We start from the raw sequence: 18863 nt of genomic DNA on the forward strand, positions 1-18863 counted from the left end.
TATTGTTATAATAATATCTGCCATGTGAAGCAAAATGCTGTGTGTGAATGTAGAAAGGAATGAAATATGAGTTTACCGGATGTGGCCGCAGTGCATCGTATAGAATTGCAGAATTTTGAACGTGCAATTTTAGCCAGACAAACACAGATTGAGTCATGGTTTCGTGCTCAATGGCGACATCATCGCGCTCCTTTTTATGGATCAGTGGATATTCGCAACAGCGGATATAAATTGGCCAGTATCGACATGAATCTGTTTCCCGGCGGTTTTAATAATCTGAATCCTGTTTTTCTGCCATTGGCATCGATAGCTGCACAGGATGCGGTAGAACGTGCCAGTGCTGAGGCACAGTCTGTATTATTAATCCCTGAAAACCATACACGGAATACTTTCTATCTGCAAAATGTTTATGCGTTGTATTCTGTATTACGACATGGCGGTTTAAATGTTCGTATAGGTACCCTAAATCCTGAAATTAATCAGGCAACCACTCTTGAAACTGCCCTTGGTGACAGCATCACGCTGGAACCAATACAGCGGCAGGGAAACCGTTTGCAGCTGGCCGATGGTTTTACACCTTGCATGGTATTGTTAAACAATGATTTATCTGGCGGGGTGCCAGAAATTTTACAGGGTTTGGAGCAGATATTACTACCACCAGTGAAAGCCGGCTGGACCACGCGGCGTAAAAGTAATCATTTTCATGCCTATAACCAAGTTGCTACAGAATTTGCTCAGTTGGTAGGCATAGATGAGTGGACAATTAATCCCTATTTTGAAGTATGTAGCGGTCTCGATTTCACAAGCCATGAAGGAGAAACCCGACTGGCCGAAACTGTAGAACGGCTCTTGCAGCGTATTCAGCACAAATATGATGAACTAGGGATTCAGGATAAGCCTTTTGTAATCGTTAAAGCAGATGCCGGTACTTATGGTATGGGCGTGATGAGTGTGCATTCTGCAGATGAAGTGCGCGGACTTAATCGCAAAAAACGCAATAAAATGGCTAAAATCAAGGAAGGGCTGGAAGTTAGCGAAGTAATCGTGCAGGAAGGTATCTATACTTATGAAACACTGGATGGCGCAACTGCCGAACCAGTGGTATATATGATGGATCGGTTCGTCGTTGGTGGTTTTTACCGCGTTCATCAGGATCGCGGGCCAGATGAAAATTTAAATGCTGTAGGCATGCATTTTGTACCACTGAACTGTAATATTGCCTCACCGGAAATAGAAAATGCCGAAGAGGAAACAGCAAGCAAACGCGAATTTAAGCCGTGGGGACAGCTAAGCATACCGCAGGCTAAAAATATTGCTCAGGCTAGTGATTGCGAAAGTACACGCTTGTATGTTTATGGCGTACTGGCCAGATTATCCTTACTGGCCGCAGCTATTGAGCTGGAAAATATGCCCGAACCGGCTGTTTAGTTTGACTGGACTGCTTTAACAGTATTGCTGCGCTGATTCCAGGGATTCAGGAAATCAGCTTCAGTTTTAATAAATTGCTAATTGATAAAGTAATATACATAATGAAAAAAACTCGAGTATTAACCGGCGTTACCCCTAGTGGAATACCACATCTGGGCAATTATGTTGGTGCAATTCGCCCGGCGATTCAGGCCAGCCTCAATCCTGATGTGGAGTCATTTCTGTTTTTATCAGATTATCATGCTCTGATTAAATGTCATGAACCAGAAAAAGTGCACGAATCCACACTAGCTGTGGCTGCAACCTGGCTTGCCTGTGGTCTTGACCCGGAACGTACCACTTTCTATCGCCAGAGTGATATTCCCGAAGTAATGGAATTAAACTGGATTCTCACCTGTAACACGGCTAAAGGCCTGATGAACCGTGCGCATGCTTATAAAGCAGCCGTGCAGGATAATGTAGAAAAAGGGCAGGAAGATACAGATCACGGTATTGAAATGGGACTGTTCTGTTATCCAGTACTGATGAGTGCGGATATTCTCATGTTTAATGTAAATAGAGTACCGGTGGGGCGAGACCAGATTCAGCATCTGGAAATGGCACGTGATATTGCCGCTCGTTTCAATCATCGTTTCAAACCGCTGTTTACATTGCCGGAAGCCCAAGTTGACGATAATGTTGAAACACTCGTGGGGCTGGATGGCCGTAAAATGAGCAAAAGTTACAACAATACTATTCCGCTTTTTGATTCCGAAAAGAAATTGCAGAAAGCAGTTAATAAAATTGTCACTAATCTGAAAGAACCTGGCGAAGCAAAACAGCCAGATGAAAGTCCGCTGTTTGATATTTACAAGGCATTTGCTACGCCAGCAGAAACTGAGCAGTTTACGCAAATGCTTGCAGATGGACTGGCCTGGGGTGAAGCCAAAAAGATTCTGGCAGCAAAAATCAATGAAGAATTGGCTGAAAAACGTGAACGCTTCGCACAGCTAAATGCACAGCCTGCACTGATTGAAGATATATTGCAGGCTGGTGCAGTAAAAGCACGCCAGCAGGCACGGCCGCTCTTAGAAGAAGTACGTGAAGCAGTGGGTATCCGTTCATTAAAATAGAGTACATTTTATCCGGCTGTGAAAATAGCTTCCCAGCCGGATAAAAACTCCGACAGGTAAACTCAATGAAAATCCTATTTATTGCCGACCCGATGGCAGGTTTTAAAACCTATAAAGACACCACATATGCCATGATGCGGGAGATGGCCAGACGCGGCTGGAAACTGTTTCATACATTAGCCAGTCAGTTGAGTGTGCAGCAGGAATGTGTGGTGGCCAGCGCGAGCGAGTTCAGCTTTACTGATGCCAGAGATGAGCATGATCATGATTGGTTTAATTCGCTACCGCCACAACAATGCCCACTGAATGGTTTTGATGCGGTTATCATGCGCACTGATCCGCCTTTTGATATGCAGTATCTGTATACCACCCAGTTGCTGACACTGGCTGCTAAACAGGGGGCATATGTGTATAACAGTGGTCAGGCAATGCGTGATTTTAATGAAAAGCTGGCCATTCTGGATTTTCCCGAGTTTACAGTTCCAACACTAGTTACTACCCATGCGGCTGATATACGGGCGTTTCTAAATGAATATCACGACATTATTATCAAGCCGCTGGATGGAATGGGCGGTATGGGTATCTTTCGCTTAAAACAGAACGACCCAAATATAGGCAGCATTCTGGAAATGCTGATGCGTCTGGATAGCCGCACCATCATGGCGCAACGTTATATTCCCGAAATTGTTCATGGCGATAAACGCATCTTAATCATCGGCGGCAGAGTAGTGCCATATGCACTGGCACGTATCCCGCAGCAAGGAGAAACACGTGGTAATCTGGCTGCGGGCGGCAGAGGCGTAGCGCAGCCACTAAGTGAACGTGATCAGCAGATTGCAGAAACACTGGCTCCAGAACTGGTACGAAGAGGCATTTTACTGGCTGGTCTGGATGTTATTGGTGATTACCTCACCGAAATCAATGTGACCAGCCCAACTGGTTTTCAGGAAATTACCAAACAAACCGATTGCGATGTGGCTGCATTATTTGCCGATGCAGTGGAAGAAGCTGCGCGCTTGCATGGTTCACCGGTATAGTTTTATATATTTTATCAATATTAAATATCCAGGGAGATATATTCCTATTATGTCGGAAAATAACAATCAATACGCCACAAATATTAAAGGTAAAAAAGGTTTACGCCGTATATTTAATGCTTATGGTTATTCTCTGGCCGGTTTGAAAGCTGCCTGTAGCGAGGCGGCTTTTCGTCAACTGCTGTTATTAAATAGCGTATTGATTGTACTGGTATTCGTGCTGGATTTTTCTATTCTGACGCGAATGGTATTGATTATGGCTTCATTTTTAAGCTGGATTGTTGAGCTGTTCAATACCGCTATAGAGGCTGCTGTAGATCATACTTCGCTGGCTAAACATCCATTGGCAAAACGTGCTAAAGATACTGCATCGGCTGCTCAGTTGTTAACAATGCTATTACTGATTATCTTATGGTCACTGGCATTATGGCATGATAATCCGCTTAACTGGTTTTAGACATAACAGTGTTTCTGTTGGAAAAATTTGTACATGCAGTTACTTAATCACTGCTTAGAACGAAACATTGCAAAATGTATGCGATACGAGAGTAGACAATGCATTTGCTGATTATTTTATAGCGTTTACTAGGTGATTTATTACAGAATTTATCGCGCAGAAGTATTAAAACCTGAGATTACAAATTTATCAGGAATATCATTGCAGATTCTTGCACTCTGTTGGATATTTAAATGTTCCAAGCCTTCAGCTCATTTCTACCTATGCTTATGAGACCTTTTAAATAGTACCATAATGCAATGGTGATAACTGAATAAAATATACATATTGAAATCATAAATCATAAATCATTTAAAACAAGTGTTGAGCGTAAAAGGTAGCTTTAACTATACTTTTATTCATGTTCTAAGTTTAAATTCAACCATAAAAGATATCTAATGGTAATCAATGTAGATGGTGTTAATGGCTATTTAGAGACAATGCGTTGCCTTTAATCTAGAACCTAACCATGGCTGTTATTTTTCGCTTGAATTATTGGAGCATAGAGGTAATTTTAGCAATATCTCAAGACAACATTTTCAAGCCTTGGTTGACAGCAAAGGTAAGTACCAAGACAGAATCTTATAGCATATGCACCTCGGACAGATAACAGTGGAACAATTCACGCAAATAATAAAAGAATGTGGTTTAAACTTACTTGTTTGCTAATGATATATAAGGAAAACAATGCATAATGGATACGTGGTTTTATTGATGTATTAGCAGCAATAAAGCTTACATGCTATTTATATGAAATCCACATTTCTCTGCCATTTTCCGTGCAATACATTGATGTGATTTAGTTATCATCCATCATAATGAATATTATTTGCTCCATTTTGAGTTTAATAGTTAGTCAAATTCCAATACGGAAAATAATATAAATATTGAACTGCAAACCTACACTCATGCCTACAGTTACATTGCTATCCAAACAGCTCAATATAAACCTGTAACTTGTTTCTCCTGCAACTTTTAGTAGGACGATATTTAATAGGGTTATTTTGCCTATACTTCTGAAATTAGTGTAGCCATTTATTATGTATTTAGAATCATTATAGCTACGATTAAATCATAATTTTAAGGTTCTAAATCAACCTGAAAGCAACAGGCTGATAGATTCTGATGATCGCGAAAGGATTAATAACGATATTTCTAATCTTAGTTATTACTATTTCTATAATAATTTTTAAAATAACAATAAATAGTTCTACTTTAAATCAAATTAAATAACTTAAAAGAATACAGGCAGCAAAGTCACAGAAGTACATTGTATTTATTAATTGCAGTAGCGTGCTGGTATATTATCTATTAAGAAAAAATATACCGTTTTTATAAGGTATAGATAGCTATCATCTCTCCTTTATCCGCCATGAATTCAATGTAATCCTAGCCAGTCTGATTTTAAACATTCCTAAAGAGGAAACAGCGTTATCACACTGAAAGTATAGTTCGGCAATTTTAGTTTTTTCTGAAGCATACGTTTTACTGGATTGAATTTTCTCACTTTAGAATATCAAACACAGTTAAAATACTTGCTTTTATCGTTTAGAATCATTAATCTATATAGATATTTACAGATTACTTCTTCACAGAACTTATCGTTATCACTATAAATCGGTATCATAGACGCTTAAACCTGTTGTGATAACGGATTGAATGGTATATGACTAGATTAAAATTTACCAAAATGCATGGTTTGGGTAATGACTTCATGGTGATAGATGGCATTAACCAGAAGTTTGACCCAGTCACAGCACCCATTGCTACTTGGGCACATCGCCATACCGGTGTAGGATTTGATCAACTTCTACTGATTGAAACACCGCAGACAACGCAAGCTGATTTTCGTTATCGTATTTTTAATGCGGATGGCTCAGAAGTGGAGCAATGTGGTAATGGTGCACGCTGTTTTGCCCGTTTTGTTTACGACAAAGGCTTAACCAATAAGCAACAAATTGTAGTAGAAACGGCCGGCGGACTGATTGTGCCGCATTTAAATGATGATGGTACAGTAACAGTGGATATGGGTGTTCCCTTATTTGCGCCTGAGCAGATTCCGTTTGCAGCCATTGATGAAGAAGATACGCAGCGTATCAGCCATCAGCTTGTTGTTGGAACTGATATAGTTAACGTGACCTGTATCAATATGGGTAATCCGCACGCCGTCATGGTTGTAGAAGACATCGATACTGCACCAGTACATAGACTGGGCGCAGCGATTGAACATCACCGACAGTTTCCACAGCGAGTTAATGTGGGATTTATGCAGATTCAGACACCACACCAGATTCGCTTGCGTGTCTTTGAGCGCGGCGTTGGCGAAACACAGGCCTGCGGCACTGGTGCGTGTGCTGCGGTAGTAGCTGGAATCAGTCTGGGCTTACTGGGTGATGATGAAGCAGTGCAGGTAAATTTACCCGGTGGGCAGCTATCGATTAGCTGGCAGCAGCAGCCGGATGCTCATGTCTGGATGACAGGTCCGGTGCAGACAGTATTTGAAGGGGAGGTTAATTATTTATGAGTATTAATGAAGCAGAAGTACGTGCTTTTTTGCATGCACAGCCGCAATGGCTGTACGAACATGCTGCCGAGTTTAATTTGCGCCCGATTGAAAGTAAGATATTGTCATTTCATCAGGGCAAGATGCAGGTGATGCAGCGTAAAACCGAAAAAATGGCTTCACAACTGATTCAAATGCTGGGGGATGCCGATGCAAATCATACTCTAATGACTAAGTTTATGGCCTTTAGTCAGCACCTGCTTACCGTAAATACACTGGCACAGTGGCAGCGGGCAGTCAGAGATGGGCTAAAAAATGAATTTGCTTTATCTAACTATATTCTGAAAATTGTTACCGATATACCGAAAAATGTCCGCGTACCTGCAACTTTACTGGCTGAAGACAAAATTAAAGCCATTAGTAAGAAGTTAACCGCCCCAGAGTGTGGTGTCATACCGGTAGCTGCTTTTTTAGAATTATTGCCAGCCCAGCCACGTTTGGAAAGTTTTTTGCAATTACCATTGCGCTGGGAAGGTCAAACGCTTGCAATTCTGATTATTGGTCATGAAGATGAAAAGCATTTTGCCCCCGATATGGCTACCGAATGGGTAACAGCTATGGCTGATAATATGGCTGCTGTTTTGGCTCGTTTGCTGAAACTGGTACGTTAATGGGTATGCTAATAAGTTATGCTTTTGTGCTGGTATATGCTGTACTCTTTGTGTGGCAGTGCTGTAAATATGAGCTTCATGGCTGGCTGGCAGCATCAGTAACAGTTTGGTTGGTTCTGGTTAATATAAGTAGTGAGATTTTGCCGGATATCGCTGGTCCTTTTAAGCCATTAAATTCGTTTCTGGTGCCTGTGTATGTTCTGCTGGGGTCATGTTTCGTCATGCATCAAGGCGACAAATTTAAGAAAAGCCCATATCTAACAATGTTACTTTACAGTAGCTGGTTACAAATTGGTACATTGGTTATTTGTTTGGCTTTAATAATGTGCTTGGTAAAAAAAGCCATTCTACTTGTCCCTTTGCTGGTAAGTTTATGCCAGATGTTTGCTTGGCAACCCATTTTCTGGATCGGCACCCAGTGGATATTGATGATGATGATGTTTTATCGTAGTACTGATAAAGAACAATCAATATGGCGTTTACAGACTTTGCTGCTTTTCAGTTTGTTTGCACAACTGGCGTATATGATATTAAGTTTTGGAGGAAAATTGTAATCAAGATTGATGATTATCAGTCAGGATACTTCCTGTTATTTGAAACAATAATGCAACAAAAAAGCCAGACTTTCCAGTCTGGCCTTTTTGATTTTTGTGTGCTTATTCAGAAGCAGCAGTAGCTGAAGCTTCAGAAACAACAGCAGGAGCAGAAACTTCAGAAGCAGGAGCAGCTACTACTTCAGAAGCAGGAGCTACTGTTTCTGAAGCAGCAGGAGCAGAAACTTCTGAAGCAGTAGAAGCAGCAGGAGCTGCTTCTTCTTTATTACAAGCAGCCAAGAACAAAGACATCAGGGCAGCAGCAGCTAACAAAGATTTTTTCATGATTATGTACCTTAATCTGTATCAAAAAGTATTACTTTAATGATGGAAGTCCAGTTTTTGCACACTACATCGTTTTATCAATAAATAGCTATAGTGCGCATAACTTGTGCAAATCGAATTATGCCCCGCCTTGCAAACTAATGCAATCAGCCATACGTGTATTTTTGTTAAATAAGCAGGTCGGCAAAGTTTGCTCTCTGACTACAAATGCTGTTTGACGCTGTATCCGCATCCCTGCGCAATAACAGGTGATGGCTATAATTGAAAATATAAAATATTGATAAAATTTAATAAAAGTAAATGGTATTAAGCAATAATGTTACAGTTAAATACCTACCTGCAAGAATTATTAAAACACACATTAGTTGTTTTTTTACAACAAATTTGCATATTTGTGGCATTATTCACTCACATAAATTTTTAGCAGTTATAAAGCAGAATACTTATTTCATATTTGAAAAAGTGGTATCGGATTTTTATCGATTGTGGCTGTACAAAAAAGAATTTTTATAAATGATTTTTTGCATATTCTGCCAGCAGTTAAGTGGAGATAAGCTTAAATCTGTTAACTAATCACATTGTGTATTCAGCTTAGTATTACTGATAGCGTAGCTGTTCAACAACCAAATAGCAGGTGATGGTAATATTAATTGAGGTTAACTATTTATTTTTTAAAATGTATTTGGCGTTTGGTTTCAATATCGAAACATTGAGAATTGTTGAATAAATGAGATGCTCAGAATACGAATTTTAATACGGAAGTACTGCGTATTATTTCAAATGAAGTTTGGCTCATGGCTGAGTTTTACTGACTCTGGTTAATACACTTCAATCACTCATCCGAGTAGTTTCAAATTCCTTGCAATAATAATTTTGTCTATATAGTGCTGATGTGCCTGTATGCAGTTGGTTTACCTATCTTTATTCACATCTAATTCTATTTACATTGGTTATTGAACTGTTTGTACAAGCTAGTTAAATTAAAAAGCATTCAATTTCCGTAGCCACTGTTACATGCCAATGTTCGCTATAATTACAGATTCAGAATATCAGGCATGCGCATATCGGGCATGCTGGCTGTTTTTAATTTTCTTTGTTTTAATGCAGGAAGCTTACCATGACAGAAACCGTTGAACGCGAAAGCATGCAGTATGATGTTGTGATTGTTGGTGCTGGCCCGTCTGGTTTATCTGCTGCCATACGCCTGAAGCAGTTGGCAGCTCAACAGCAACGTGACATCAGTGTGTGCGTAGTTGATAAAGGTTCTGAAGTGGGAGCACATATTTTGTCTGGGGCAGTTATCGATCCGCGTTCTTTGTCTGAGCTGATTGAAAACTGGCAGGAAAAGGATGCGCCATTGTCTTGTCCTGTCAAAGAGGACAGATTGCTGTTTCTAACTCAGAAAAAAGCTTACAGACTGCCCACACCGCCAAGTTTTAACAATCATGGTAATTATATTATTAGTCTGGGAGTATTCTGTCGCTGGTTGGCGCAGCAGGCAGAAGAACTGGGTGTGGAAATTTATGCTGGTTTTGCAGCTGCTGAAGTACTGTATCATGCTGATGGTTCAGTACGTGGTATAGCTACTGGAGATATGGGGTTGAACCGTGATGGTAAGCCCGGGAATAATTATCAGCAGGGCATGGAATTATTGGCGCAGCAAACCATTTTTGCGGAGGGCTGCCGCGGTTCCCTGACCAAAACCCTGATCCAGCGATTCGCATTAAACAAAGATTGTCAGAATCAGACATACGGACTCGGCATTAAAGAGTTATGGGAAATTGCGCCAGAAAAATCCAAACCAGGAACCGTAATACATTCAATTGGCTGGCCACTGGATCAGCAGACATATGGCGGTTCATTCCTGTATCACCTGAATGACAATAAAGTAGCTATAGGATTTGTAATTGGTCTGGATTATCAGAATCCCTATATGTCACCTTTTGCTGAAATGCAACGCTATAAAACCCATCCTGCCATTCGGGAAGTACTTGAAGGTGGCAAGCGTATTGCTTATGGTGCGCGTGCATTAAGCGAAGGTGGGTTGCAAAGTCTGCCCAAGCTGACTTTTCCCGGTGGAGTGCTGGTTGGTGATACCGCAGGCTTTCTGAATGTACCGCGTATCAAAGGGATCCACGCTGCCATGAAATCGGGAATGTTGGCAGCAGAGGCTGTGATTGATGTATTGAATGCAGAAGGTGCTGATGATAGTGGTAACAGTGAAGCTGTAAGATATAGTGAATTATTCAGAAAGAGCTGGTTATATACTGAATTGCATAAAGTTCGCAATATGCGGCCTGCATTCAAATGGGGACTGTTTGGTGGTCTGGCTTATAGTGCAATTGAAGAATATCTATTCAAAGGTAAAACACCATGGACACTGCGCCATCATTGTGCCGATTATGCGTCTTTGCGTAAAGCACAGGATTGCCAACCTATTGATTATCCTAAAGCCGATGGTAAATTAACCTTTGATCGCATGAGTAGTGTTTTTCTGGCTGGAATCAGCCACGATGAAAACCAGCCAGTACATTTAAAGCTCCATAACCCAGAGCTGGCTATTAGTGTCAACCATCGTGAATATGCCAGTCCTGAAACCCGTTATTGCCCTGCTGGGGTGTATGAAATTATTGAAAAAGCAGGAGAACCGCATTTGCAGATTAATGCGCAAAACTGTGTACACTGTAAAACTTGTGATATCAAGGATCCAACCCAGAATATTAACTGGGTTTGCCCGGAGGGAGGGAGTGGTCCCAATTATGCGGAAATGTAAATCTTAAAATCCGCTTATGTTATAAATTCTGAGAGAACAGGCTGACAACAGTATTATTGTCAGCCTGTTTAACGTCAATGTTCGCGTTCATGAAAAAATGTGTAGGTAGCATCATGAAACAGTTCCACCTGAGGATTTTCTTCATACTGCAATTCTGCAATTTCGTTATCGAAGGCTGCGCGAATAGACTCAGTAGCCAATTCCGCTATATCAGCCGGTAGTGCCCGTAATAAGCCTTTCAGTGCAGTAGCCAGAACACGATTTTGCATGATTAAGGCTTCGTTACTTTCTTCTAAAAACTCAATACGCTGTTCGATTGTATTCATTGTTTAAATCCTAATTTAATTGGGCAAAATATACATTATTTTAGCATTTTAACCTATAAAAGTTGTTATAATTACCAGATATAGCGCACCAAAAATCATGTGCAGCCAGTTTAAAATATACCGGGATAACGAGAAGTGAGGGCATGGTGAAGAACCAGTATGAACAAGAAAATCAATTTGTTTTTACTCTGAGTGAAGATAATCCGCCTAAACAGCCGCCTGTCGTCAGGGCGAATGCCAGTGCAGTAAAAAAGCCGACAGACATAATGCCCGAATGGGAACGCAGTCTTGAACAGTTGCGACAGCACAAAAAAAAGCAAGGTGGCCAGTTAGTTCGCCCTGAAGAAGCAAAAACAGCTAATCCAGCAATAGTGGCAAGCAAAACCAGACGGCAGGAACAGGGATTAAATGTGCCATCTGCGGTAACAGGTACTGTAGGCGGTCACCGCGCACGTGCCACGCCTGATCCTAGAAATAAAAATCTGTCTCAGCCTGATAATGAAATTTTACTTGATCCTGTGCAGCGGGAGCAGGTATATCGTGCCTATCTGAAACAATGGCAGCAGCAAAGTATCTTAGAAGCGCAACAACAGGAATCTGCTTTAAATGATACAGCTTTACTGATTCAGGAAGACTGGCTGGCTGCACAGAACTGTTTACAAAGTGCACCCATCGATAAAACTTTACCTTCGAGCTGTACTATTCGTCTGAAAGGCAAACAGTCTACTATTTTACAAACAGATACCAATCAGAGCGGTACTGATGATAAGCAGCTGCCTGATGCAGATGAACATAGCCAACCTGTTATTCATGTACACATGCATGTAATTGAACCACGCGGAACGGCCAACAGAGCAGTGGCCTGTATTTCCGAGCAGGCATTATTGCAGCAATTAAGTGAGAAATTACGTCCCCATCTGGCCGATGTACTGGCAGGTATGGTACGTGTAGCAGTACAAAAACATACCGCCGGGCTGGTAACAACTTTGCAACGAGAATTACTGGCGGAAGTGCCTGCAGCAGTAGAAGATGTATTGCAACATAATCTGGAGAAAGTGATGAACAATTTTAAGAAAAGACAACGCTAAAAGTTGATGTTATTCTGCAGAATTTGTATTTATTTGGTGAGAAAGATTTATTTTCTGCTTTATAATGACAAAAGAGTAATTACATTTTCATCAGTTTAAGCCTGTTAGCCAAAAAAAAATCAAGAATTTATATTTAAATTATCATATTTATTTAGTGAAATTGATTTTTGCTTTGATAAAATAGGTGTTTAAATACATGATGATATTTTCCTGCCTGTTTTATCACATACCAGTACAACTATTTATTTTCCAGACTGCTCCTGCTTTTGTATCGATTTGCTACCGTGGAAAAGCTTGAATACATTCAGTCAATAATAGTGAACAAATAGCAATTATGCTATACTGCGTACCATTCAAATTAAATTCAGCCTAATATGCCAGTATAGCTCAGTTGGTAGAGCAGCGCACTCGTAACGCGAAGGTCGTAGGTTCAAGTCCTATTACTGGCACCATTATTGTTAATAAAATCAATTGATTGAATTCTATTTGTGTCAATCTTGTGACAATTAACTTTTAAAAAAAACTGTTTTGGGGTATTGTATGCGCTCCCAATTAGTTGATTTTTATATATGGCTTCCATCTTCAAACGCGGGGACAAATATACTGCGCGCGTCCGCCTTAAAGGTAAAGAAGTAACCAAAACGTTCTCTACGAAAGCCGAGGCGCGCGAATGGGCAGTACAAACAGAATCAGATATCAATAGCAGACGACTAGGATTGACGCCGAAGAATATTACTGTTGGCGACCTTATCCGTCGATATTTGTTAGAAGTAACGCCTTTGAAGCGAGGGCATAGAAATGAGCATATTAGACTTAACCTAGTACTAAAAACTGATCTGGCCAATGTTCTTGTCTCTGAATTAATGCCAACCCATATTGCTCAATGGCGGGATGATCGTCTAAAGAAAGTACAATCTCCTAGCGTCGCCCGTGAACTAACTACTATTTCTAGCGTACTTAATCATGCGATGAAAGAGTGGGGGCTCATCTACGACAATCCTGCCCGTAAGATCAAAAGGCCACAAGGAAATAAAGCGCGTACACGCAGGCCTACAGACGATGAAATAAATCGCATTTGCTTATGGTGTCATTATGATGATGATACCCCTCCTAAACTAAAAAAACAGCGTGTAGCCCTGGCTTTCTTGTTTGCAATAGAAACAGCTATGCGGGCTGGTGAATTATGTGGCTTGGAGTGGGAAGATATCGATTTTAACCGCAGGGTGGCGCACTTAGAGATGACTAAAAACGGCTACTCTCGTGATGTTCCGTTATCTAAGGCTGCAATAAAACTACTTCATCAGCTTGAGCAGGTTAATTTGCCTACGGTTTTCGACCTTGATCCAGATTCATTAAGCACCACATTCAGGCGAGCTTGTCGCGTTTGCGGAATATCCGACCTGCATTTTCATGATTCCCGCCGTGAAGCCTTGACAAGAATGTCTAAAAAGGTGAATGTGATGGATTTGGCAAAGATTTCAGGGCATAGAGATATAAAAATATTGCTTAATACCTATTACGCCCCAGACGCAGCCAATCTGGCTGATTTACTTGATTGATTGTTTTCGTTTGGCATAATCTTTTACATCTGCCGGAATCCATAAAGAATGAGCCGTTTGATTTAATTTCACCGGCCTTGGGAAATCAGGCTTACATGCGATGCGACTTTTAAAATGCCCAATTGAGCATGAAAAGAATCTGGCACATCGCTCTGCATTCCATAAATTGCTATTATCATTTTGCGCAAGAATAAGTGCATCTAGTCTATTAACGATGTCGGACAATAGTGTACCTAAATCAGCTTGTGCGGTTTGCATTTTGTCGTCCTATTAATAAAAAACCGGCTGATTGCCGGTGTGTGTGTTGTTACGTTTGCTTAGGGTTATTTAGGTTGCGGTGTGTTATACCAGTCGCAGGATAGCCCTCCGGCACGATACCCCCTGTAAACAAGACAGGTGATTTTTCGTCCATCATGTAATACAACCTGTGTTTCTATAGTATCTTCAGTAGCCTGTTTCACTATATTGCGTTTTGTCTCTTCAGAATAATCACAACCAGCAATAAAAAAAGCCGCAGTAGCAGCTATAATCAATTTAGTTTTCATGTTATCTGTCCTGATAATCAAAATTAAAGCCAGCGATTAGCTGGCAGATTATGCATAAGAGAATTCTATAGAATCAGCGTCCATATATATCTTTGTTAATACGGTTATCTGGGGAAAATGAATCCTTGCAGTCTTCTATATTTTTTATTTTAAAATCAAAATACTCAGGCCATTTAGGGATTTTAAATTTGCAAAGCGTAATTCCCTCTTTACCATCTAGACGTAGCTTGTGTCTTCTAAACTGCCATGAAATAATATCGTCCAAATCCATCGGGGATATTTTGTATGAAGAAAAGTCTGCCGCAACCATTTGCAAAAAATGCTCTAAAACCCGCTCAGAAATAGCCCCGTCATGTGGATAGCCAGCAAAAAAGGTATCAACAATACTAATAATCCGATCTTTAATACCGGGGAAGTCCCAATCAATACCAATCTGAATGTAAAAATCATCGCGGTACCATACTGTATATAATTTTCGTCCTGTCATTTTCAAGCTCCATTAAAAAAGCCAGTTAAATACTGGCGGTATACTGTTTAATTCTTCGCCCTATCCAACGCATTACAGGGACGGCCATCGAGTTACCAATGGCTTTAAACCGTGGCGTATCAGGGCATTCACTTGCACACTTGTTGCGGTATGGGATACATGTGTGGTTATCGGAGAAGCCTTGCAAGCGTTCGCACTCAACGGGCGTTAAGCGGCGCACACAATCAAGCTGCATAACTGCATGCCTATCTGTAGCGGTTAATGTGTACATTGTGTTGTCATTTATTACACCTTTCCCATTACCACCAGATTTAATTGTCTTATTGATGATATTGGAATTTATAACAATATTAGTATTAGCTTGAGTATCCACAACGCCCGCTATACTGGATACTACAGGGTCTTGTCTACCATTAACTACGATATAATCATCTGTGGACGCATTGCCACGCAAACCAGTGCGTGTTGTAAGGGTTTTGGCAATTGCTGTCTTTTCTCTTGTGCTCGGCGCAAAATCCCCGCAGCAGCTTTGCTGCTCAAAAAGTATTTTTGCGACACTGATGTCGTCTCGAGCACTTGCGACAAGGAAGATGCGACGGCGTCGTTGGGGAACTCCGAAAAATTGAGCATCGAGAATCCGCCACGCGATTTTGCGTTTTTTTCCAGACACAAAACCAGCGTTTGACCATTTTCCCCCTGCCGGCTGCAATGGTAGGCACTCGCCGGCAAGTGCTCCCAGAAAGCATCCCAGTGCATTATCTTTTGTTGACAAGATTCCGGGGACGTTTTCCCAGACGAGGATAGCGGGTTGCTCACCGTTTCGTTTTCGAATAATGTCAATTGCATCTAACAATCTCACTAATTCTAAAGTTAAATTACCGCGTTCATCATTTAATGATTCGCGTCCGCCTGCAACACTGAATGCCTGACATGGAGTGCCTCCTACAAGAATATCTGGGGCTGGTATTTGCCCAGAAAGAATGGCATCCGCAAGGTTTGTCATATCGCCATGATTGGGGGTATTAGGCCAGTGATGAGCCAGTACGGCGCAGGGGAATGGTTCAATTTCTGAAAACCATAAAGGCTTAAATCCTAAAGGCTCCCACGCCACGCTGGCAGCCTCGATACCACTGCATACACTTCCATATGTGAGCATGTAGCCTCCAATAAAAAGCCAGCTAATAGCTGGACGGAAATTCTTTTTTTAAAAATTCAATAGCTTTTTGGCATCTATTAATGCCAAACAAGCTAATATGGCACAGTCTATAGCGTATACCTAAGTGCTTTGCCAGCTTTCTGTAAACATCTCTTCGTCCCATCTGTTTAGATTTCCAGATCGGATCTAGTACGGAATGCGCAGCTTGTCGCCACATTCTTAACTCAGCATTAGCAAGACTGCCTAACGGTAATGTTCCATCACTTTCCCCAATTGCGGGGACATTTGCGCCTTTTTTATGACAGCCTACATACGCATCGCAGGGGGCACACAGCCAAAAGCTAAGAGCGTATAAATCTGGCCGGTGTGGGTAAATTCTTTCCCCAGTAACCAGCTCCGCGTTGTTACCACAGTATGTGCATTTAATCATTTCAATCTCGATAATTTGTTTTGAATAACGACCGCTTACGGCGGTCAGTCGGCACATACGGAAGTAAAGGAGGACTAACTATGTGCTGCGCGCTGTTATTAATCCCGCCACCTGCGCGCTGGGCGGGTCAGAACACACCTACACCAAAAACTGATTACTCCACGCGTAAGCTGCTTCCCATCCGTCCAATGTTTTTTCTGCGATAACTTTTTTGACAGATTTGCATTTACCGCGGTCTAAGTTATTTGCTCGGTTACTTTTTTCTTTCTTCATGACTGTACGGAAGACAACAACATGAATACCTGCTTTTACAGGCGTGTAAGTTACATTATTCATTTGTATATCCTTGAACTAGATACTAGAAGTGTCCGACATCAATCCCTCCGACCCCGAATGTAATAGTCAAATACCATCATAGTTTTCAATTGTCTTGCTTCGTGAATCGCTATTAACAACGCCCATCTATTGCTACTTGATGCTCTAATTTCCCCACTGGAAGTTATTCGGGCATAGTTATAATTGGCATATGCAAAACTATTTAACTTATCAATGACTGCTTCTGGCATATTCCATCCACGGTGAGACAAGGTCATTGCGACGTAATTGTCATCCGTTAATTCGAACTCCTCATCATTAACAGTAAGAAAAAGACAAAAGTTTTCACCATCCACAATCTCGTATGGAGAAAAAAGCAGAATTCGACCGTCATCGCGGCGTTCAATCTCCCAAGAGTCTTCTTTTAATGTTAATTCTTCATTCTTAGTCATATTAAAACCTCCTTAATTAGGGGCACCTAAATACCATAGCGAGTGCCAACTTTGCTGCGTCCTCGACGGCTTTGTGCAATAGATTTAAATCCCTGTGCTCCGCTATGATTTCGCCGCTGTCTACAACTTGCGCGTATTTAATGCCGTGCGTATTATTTAATTCATGTATTAATTCTTCTGTTAGGTCTAATTCTCTATCAGCGACGTACATGGCAGTTCGAGCACCATCCGTCAACTCAAAAGATAATTCATTCCCACTGTAAATATTCAACATAAGGCGCACCCCATCGCCAAGCTCAAATGGGGATATAATTGTCATGTTGCAGCTATTAGCACCCACAACAGTCCATTTGGGAATGGTTGATACAGCCTCTGCAAATTTAAACATGTACATTTTTTCTGACCTCTCAATATAAAACCTCAGCATCACCGCGTAGCCGTTCGTCATCACTCATCCGCGCATATGCATCAGCTATCCGTTTAACTTCTAAATCTGCTAACCGCTCTTTTTGTTGCACCTGTTTAGCGACATATTCGCGCTGCATCTGTAGCTGCTCTGTTTCAGTAGGGACAGGTAATATCATCATTGAAGCAGTCATAAAAAAAACTGCAATAAATGCAGTTATCTGTAGTTTAATCATGGTTTCACCAATGCTAAATTCCTGTTAATCTCACAAATCGGAATAATGGCTTCCCAGTTTTCTTGCTAATTTTAGGAGCGCCTTCTACAGTAACTTTCTCCGCCTGTGCGATGTATATGCATCTTACGTCATGCGTTTTTTTTGCAAGCTCTATAAACTCATGGCAGCGCGCTAGGCTATAGTAATCAGGTGAAATCTGATACGCATTTTTATTGGAATAATACCTATCTGATAGGCTGAGCTTGTTGGCAATATCGCCTTTTCTTTGCTCTTCTTTTTTTATGGATTTACCAAAAACTGCATACATAACTACCTCTTCCTTTCTATTAAAATAGCCAGCTATTAGCTGGCGTTGTCTACTCATCCACGCAAATGCACTCATCGAATGCATTTGAATTGATAAGTTATCCGGAAATATGTATGTCTACAGGTTCCCACGTGTTTTCATCCATGCATGAGATTAATCCACCACATGTAAGCCCAGCGGAGGGGCGGGTTTCACCGGGAAAAACAACAGTAGCACGCTCTTCTTTCCAAAAGATAAGAATCGACCCATCTATCTTGGATTTTCTACCTACAGGATATTTGATTTCGGGTTCTGCTTTTTTTGTAACTGTAATCATGATTAACTCCTTTCAATTTGCATTGTCTGTGAGAGATAAAATAAAACCCGCTGGTTAGCGGGTATTTGAACTAAATTAATTTTGCGGTATTGCTTGTCTTAATTTTTCCAACCTTGCGGCGATCCGCATTTGCTCATCCGCGTGTTGCTCAAAAAATTCAAACGCCTGAGGAGGCAGAACCCCACCCACATCTTCTGCCATTTGTGCAGCTAAATCCTCTTGCCCTTGCAGAAACGCCTCATATTCATCAATCATTTTTAAAGCTGATTCGAACTCCTCATTACTAACAGCTTCTGCAATTAACGATAAGCTTGGCTCATCAAAATATTCTAAAAGCATCTTT

The 18863-nt window shown here is 41.0% G+C and carries 24 protein-coding genes and 1 tRNA gene; 11 read left to right on the top strand and 14 right to left on the bottom strand.

The features are described 5' to 3' along the window. Nucleotides 1–66: 66 nt before the first annotated feature. From gshA to BHC51_RS04365, 7 genes are all read left to right on the top strand, one after another. Nucleotides 67–1428, top strand: a complete 1362-nt coding sequence (gshA, locus tag BHC51_RS04335) for a glutamate--cysteine ligase (RefSeq protein ID WP_100100430.1) — start codon at nucleotides 67–69, stop codon at nucleotides 1426–1428. A gap of 101 nt (nucleotides 1429–1529) precedes the next feature. Beyond that, nucleotides 1530–2540: a tryptophan--tRNA ligase gene (gene trpS / locus BHC51_RS04340; RefSeq protein ID WP_100153405.1), complete on the top strand. Its 1011-nt coding sequence runs from the start codon at nucleotides 1530–1532 to the stop codon at nucleotides 2538–2540. A gap of 65 nt (nucleotides 2541–2605) precedes the next feature. Continuing rightward, a complete protein-coding gene (gene gshB / locus BHC51_RS04345; RefSeq protein ID WP_100153406.1) occupies nucleotides 2606–3577 on the top strand; it encodes a glutathione synthase in 972 nt (323 codons plus the stop codon). 49 nt (nucleotides 3578–3626) lie between these two features. Next, on the top strand, nucleotides 3627–4034 hold the full coding sequence (locus BHC51_RS04350; RefSeq protein ID WP_100100433.1) for a diacylglycerol kinase: 408 nt from the start codon (nucleotides 3627–3629) through the stop codon (nucleotides 4032–4034). Between the two features lie 1705 nt (nucleotides 4035–5739). Beyond that, nucleotides 5740–6597 carry a diaminopimelate epimerase gene (dapF, locus tag BHC51_RS04355; protein WP_100123948.1) on the top strand — a complete coding sequence of 286 codons (858 nt, stop codon included), beginning with the start codon at nucleotides 5740–5742 and terminating at the stop codon, nucleotides 6595–6597. Further along, entirely contained in the window at nucleotides 6594–7247 is a 654-nt protein-coding gene (locus tag BHC51_RS04360; RefSeq protein WP_100123949.1) for a DUF484 family protein, read from the top strand. Before dapF ends, BHC51_RS04360 begins: the two co-directional genes overlap by 4 nt. Continuing rightward, complete coding sequence (locus tag BHC51_RS04365; RefSeq protein WP_100100436.1) at nucleotides 7247–7801, top strand: hypothetical protein; 555 nt, start codon at nucleotides 7247–7249, stop codon at nucleotides 7799–7801. Before BHC51_RS04360 ends, BHC51_RS04365 begins: the two co-directional genes overlap by 1 nt. A 102-nt stretch (nucleotides 7802–7903) precedes the next feature. Here the strand turns inward: BHC51_RS04365 and BHC51_RS04370 are convergent, their stop codons facing one another. Then, nucleotides 7904–8125 carry a hypothetical protein gene (locus tag BHC51_RS04370; protein ID WP_100100437.1) on the bottom strand — a complete coding sequence of 74 codons (222 nt, stop codon included), beginning with the start codon at nucleotides 8123–8125 and terminating at the stop codon, nucleotides 7904–7906. 1117 nt (nucleotides 8126–9242) lie between these two features. Here BHC51_RS04370 and BHC51_RS04375 point away from each other — a divergent pair. Continuing rightward, nucleotides 9243–10898, top strand: a complete 1656-nt coding sequence (locus tag BHC51_RS04375; RefSeq protein ID WP_100153407.1) for an electron transfer flavoprotein-ubiquinone oxidoreductase — start codon at nucleotides 9243–9245, stop codon at nucleotides 10896–10898. Nucleotides 10899–10972: 74 nt separating this feature from the next. On the opposite strand, the gene BHC51_RS04380 is transcribed toward BHC51_RS04375, so the two are convergent. Further along, on the bottom strand, nucleotides 10973–11224 hold the full coding sequence (locus tag BHC51_RS04380; protein WP_100153408.1) for an NGO1151 family protein: 252 nt from the start codon (nucleotides 11222–11224) through the stop codon (nucleotides 10973–10975). A 143-nt stretch (nucleotides 11225–11367) separates the two neighbouring features. Between BHC51_RS04380 and BHC51_RS04385 the strand changes: the two genes are divergently transcribed. From BHC51_RS04385 to BHC51_RS04395, 3 genes are all read left to right on the top strand, one after another. Then, nucleotides 11368–12312 (top strand): hypothetical protein, encoded by a 945-nt coding sequence (locus tag BHC51_RS04385; RefSeq protein ID WP_100153409.1) that lies wholly within the window; start codon nucleotides 11368–11370, stop codon nucleotides 12310–12312. A 376-nt stretch (nucleotides 12313–12688) separates the two neighbouring features. Then, a tRNA-Thr gene (locus BHC51_RS04390) sits at nucleotides 12689–12764 on the top strand. Nucleotides 12765–12881: 117 nt separating this feature from the next. Then, the gene (locus BHC51_RS04395) at nucleotides 12882–13871 is read left to right on the top strand and encodes a tyrosine-type recombinase/integrase (protein WP_100153410.1); all 990 of its coding nucleotides are present in this window, start codon (nucleotides 12882–12884) and stop codon (nucleotides 13869–13871) included. Here the strand turns inward: BHC51_RS04395 and BHC51_RS04400 are convergent. From BHC51_RS04400 to BHC51_RS12645, 12 genes are all read right to left on the bottom strand, one after another. Then, nucleotides 13860–14129 (bottom strand): hypothetical protein, encoded by a 270-nt coding sequence (locus BHC51_RS04400; protein ID WP_100153411.1) that lies wholly within the window; start codon nucleotides 14127–14129, stop codon nucleotides 13860–13862. The genes BHC51_RS04395 and BHC51_RS04400 overlap by 12 nt on opposite strands. A 65-nt stretch (nucleotides 14130–14194) precedes the next feature. Continuing rightward, the gene (locus tag BHC51_RS04405) at nucleotides 14195–14416 is read right to left on the bottom strand and encodes a hypothetical protein (RefSeq protein WP_100153412.1); all 222 of its coding nucleotides are present in this window, start codon (nucleotides 14414–14416) and stop codon (nucleotides 14195–14197) included. 73 nt (nucleotides 14417–14489) lie between these two features. Further along, the gene (locus tag BHC51_RS04410; protein ID WP_100153413.1) at nucleotides 14490–14903 is read right to left on the bottom strand and encodes a hypothetical protein; all 414 of its coding nucleotides are present in this window, start codon (nucleotides 14901–14903) and stop codon (nucleotides 14490–14492) included. Between the two features lie 25 nt (nucleotides 14904–14928). Beyond that, nucleotides 14929–16059: a DNA cytosine methyltransferase gene (locus BHC51_RS04415; RefSeq protein WP_100153414.1), complete on the bottom strand. Its 1131-nt coding sequence runs from the start codon at nucleotides 16057–16059 to the stop codon at nucleotides 14929–14931. A 22-nt stretch (nucleotides 16060–16081) separates the two neighbouring features. After that, nucleotides 16082–16489, bottom strand: coding sequence for a zinc-finger-containing protein (locus tag BHC51_RS04420; protein WP_218966374.1), 408 nt, complete (start codon nucleotides 16487–16489; stop codon nucleotides 16082–16084). 138 nt (nucleotides 16490–16627) lie between these two features. Next, nucleotides 16628–16825, bottom strand: coding sequence for a hypothetical protein (locus BHC51_RS04425; protein ID WP_100153415.1), 198 nt, complete (start codon nucleotides 16823–16825; stop codon nucleotides 16628–16630). Between the two features lie 38 nt (nucleotides 16826–16863). Further along, nucleotides 16864–17256 (bottom strand): hypothetical protein, encoded by a 393-nt coding sequence (locus BHC51_RS04430; protein ID WP_100153416.1) that lies wholly within the window; start codon nucleotides 17254–17256, stop codon nucleotides 16864–16866. Between the two features lie 16 nt (nucleotides 17257–17272). Continuing rightward, complete coding sequence (locus tag BHC51_RS04435; protein WP_180296427.1) at nucleotides 17273–17704, bottom strand: hypothetical protein; 432 nt, start codon at nucleotides 17702–17704, stop codon at nucleotides 17273–17275. Continuing rightward, nucleotides 17664–17897 carry a hypothetical protein gene (locus tag BHC51_RS04440; RefSeq protein WP_100153418.1) on the bottom strand — a complete coding sequence of 78 codons (234 nt, stop codon included), beginning with the start codon at nucleotides 17895–17897 and terminating at the stop codon, nucleotides 17664–17666. Before BHC51_RS04440 ends, BHC51_RS04435 begins: the two co-directional genes overlap by 41 nt. 13 nt (nucleotides 17898–17910) lie before the next feature. Beyond that, on the bottom strand, nucleotides 17911–18279 hold the full coding sequence (locus BHC51_RS04445; RefSeq protein ID WP_100153419.1) for a hypothetical protein: 369 nt from the start codon (nucleotides 18277–18279) through the stop codon (nucleotides 17911–17913). A gap of 22 nt (nucleotides 18280–18301) precedes the next feature. Further along, the gene (locus BHC51_RS04450) at nucleotides 18302–18520 is read right to left on the bottom strand and encodes a hypothetical protein (RefSeq protein WP_100153420.1); all 219 of its coding nucleotides are present in this window, start codon (nucleotides 18518–18520) and stop codon (nucleotides 18302–18304) included. A gap of 75 nt (nucleotides 18521–18595) precedes the next feature. Continuing rightward, nucleotides 18596–18863: hypothetical protein (locus BHC51_RS12645; RefSeq protein WP_180296428.1), on the bottom strand; the 268-nt coding region annotated here is incomplete at its 5' end.

The organism is Snodgrassella alvi (assembly GCF_002777745.1).
Classification (GTDB): Bacteria; Pseudomonadota; Gammaproteobacteria; order Burkholderiales; family Neisseriaceae; genus Snodgrassella; species Snodgrassella alvi_D.

What these genes read in the sequence shown, in the direction of transcription:
- BHC51_RS04365 (WP_100100436.1), top strand. Translation starts at nt 7,247, where the DNA reads ATGGGTATGCTAATAAGTTATGCTTTTGTGCTGGTATATGCTGTACTC.
- BHC51_RS04350 (WP_100100433.1), top strand. Translation starts at nt 3,627, where the DNA reads ATGTCGGAAAATAACAATCAATACGCCACAAATATTAAAGGTAAAAAA.
- BHC51_RS04425 (WP_100153415.1), bottom strand. Translation starts at nt 16,825, where the DNA reads ATGAATAATGTAACTTACACGCCTGTAAAAGCAGGTATTCATGTTGTT.
- BHC51_RS04440 (WP_100153418.1), bottom strand. Translation starts at nt 17,897, where the DNA reads ATGATTAAACTACAGATAACTGCATTTATTGCAGTTTTTTTTATGACT.
- BHC51_RS04385 (WP_100153409.1), top strand. Translation starts at nt 11,368, where the DNA reads ATGGTGAAGAACCAGTATGAACAAGAAAATCAATTTGTTTTTACTCTG.
- BHC51_RS04420 (WP_218966374.1), bottom strand. Translation starts at nt 16,489, where the DNA reads ATGATTAAATGCACATACTGTGGTAACAACGCGGAGCTGGTTACTGGG.
- BHC51_RS04370 (WP_100100437.1), bottom strand. Translation starts at nt 8,125, where the DNA reads ATGAAAAAATCTTTGTTAGCTGCTGCTGCCCTGATGTCTTTGTTCTTG.
- BHC51_RS04400 (WP_100153411.1), bottom strand. Translation starts at nt 14,129, where the DNA reads ATGCAAACCGCACAAGCTGATTTAGGTACACTATTGTCCGACATCGTT.
- BHC51_RS04380 (WP_100153408.1), bottom strand. Translation starts at nt 11,224, where the DNA reads ATGAATACAATCGAACAGCGTATTGAGTTTTTAGAAGAAAGTAACGAA.
- BHC51_RS04450 (WP_100153420.1), bottom strand. Translation starts at nt 18,520, where the DNA reads ATGATTACAGTTACAAAAAAAGCAGAACCCGAAATCAAATATCCTGTA.
- BHC51_RS04405 (WP_100153412.1), bottom strand. Translation starts at nt 14,416, where the DNA reads ATGAAAACTAAATTGATTATAGCTGCTACTGCGGCTTTTTTTATTGCT.
- BHC51_RS04395 (WP_100153410.1), top strand. Translation starts at nt 12,882, where the DNA reads ATGGCTTCCATCTTCAAACGCGGGGACAAATATACTGCGCGCGTCCGC.
- BHC51_RS04430 (WP_100153416.1), bottom strand. Translation starts at nt 17,256, where the DNA reads ATGACTAAGAATGAAGAATTAACATTAAAAGAAGACTCTTGGGAGATT.
- BHC51_RS04435 (WP_180296427.1), bottom strand. Translation starts at nt 17,704, where the DNA reads ATGACGAACGGCTACGCGGTGATGCTGAGGTTTTATATTGAGAGGTCA.
- BHC51_RS04375 (WP_100153407.1), top strand. Translation starts at nt 9,243, where the DNA reads ATGACAGAAACCGTTGAACGCGAAAGCATGCAGTATGATGTTGTGATT.
- BHC51_RS04410 (WP_100153413.1), bottom strand. Translation starts at nt 14,903, where the DNA reads ATGACAGGACGAAAATTATATACAGTATGGTACCGCGATGATTTTTAC.
- BHC51_RS04415 (WP_100153414.1), bottom strand. Translation starts at nt 16,059, where the DNA reads ATGCTCACATATGGAAGTGTATGCAGTGGTATCGAGGCTGCCAGCGTG.
- BHC51_RS04445 (WP_100153419.1), bottom strand. Translation starts at nt 18,279, where the DNA reads ATGAGTGCATTTGCGTGGATGAGTAGACAACGCCAGCTAATAGCTGGC.
- BHC51_RS04360 (WP_100123949.1), top strand. Translation starts at nt 6,594, where the DNA reads ATGAGTATTAATGAAGCAGAAGTACGTGCTTTTTTGCATGCACAGCCG.
- trpS (WP_100153405.1), top strand. Translation starts at nt 1,530, where the DNA reads ATGAAAAAAACTCGAGTATTAACCGGCGTTACCCCTAGTGGAATACCA.
- gshA (WP_100100430.1), top strand. Translation starts at nt 67, where the DNA reads ATGAGTTTACCGGATGTGGCCGCAGTGCATCGTATAGAATTGCAGAAT.
- gshB (WP_100153406.1), top strand. Translation starts at nt 2,606, where the DNA reads ATGAAAATCCTATTTATTGCCGACCCGATGGCAGGTTTTAAAACCTAT.
- dapF (WP_100123948.1), top strand. Translation starts at nt 5,740, where the DNA reads ATGACTAGATTAAAATTTACCAAAATGCATGGTTTGGGTAATGACTTC.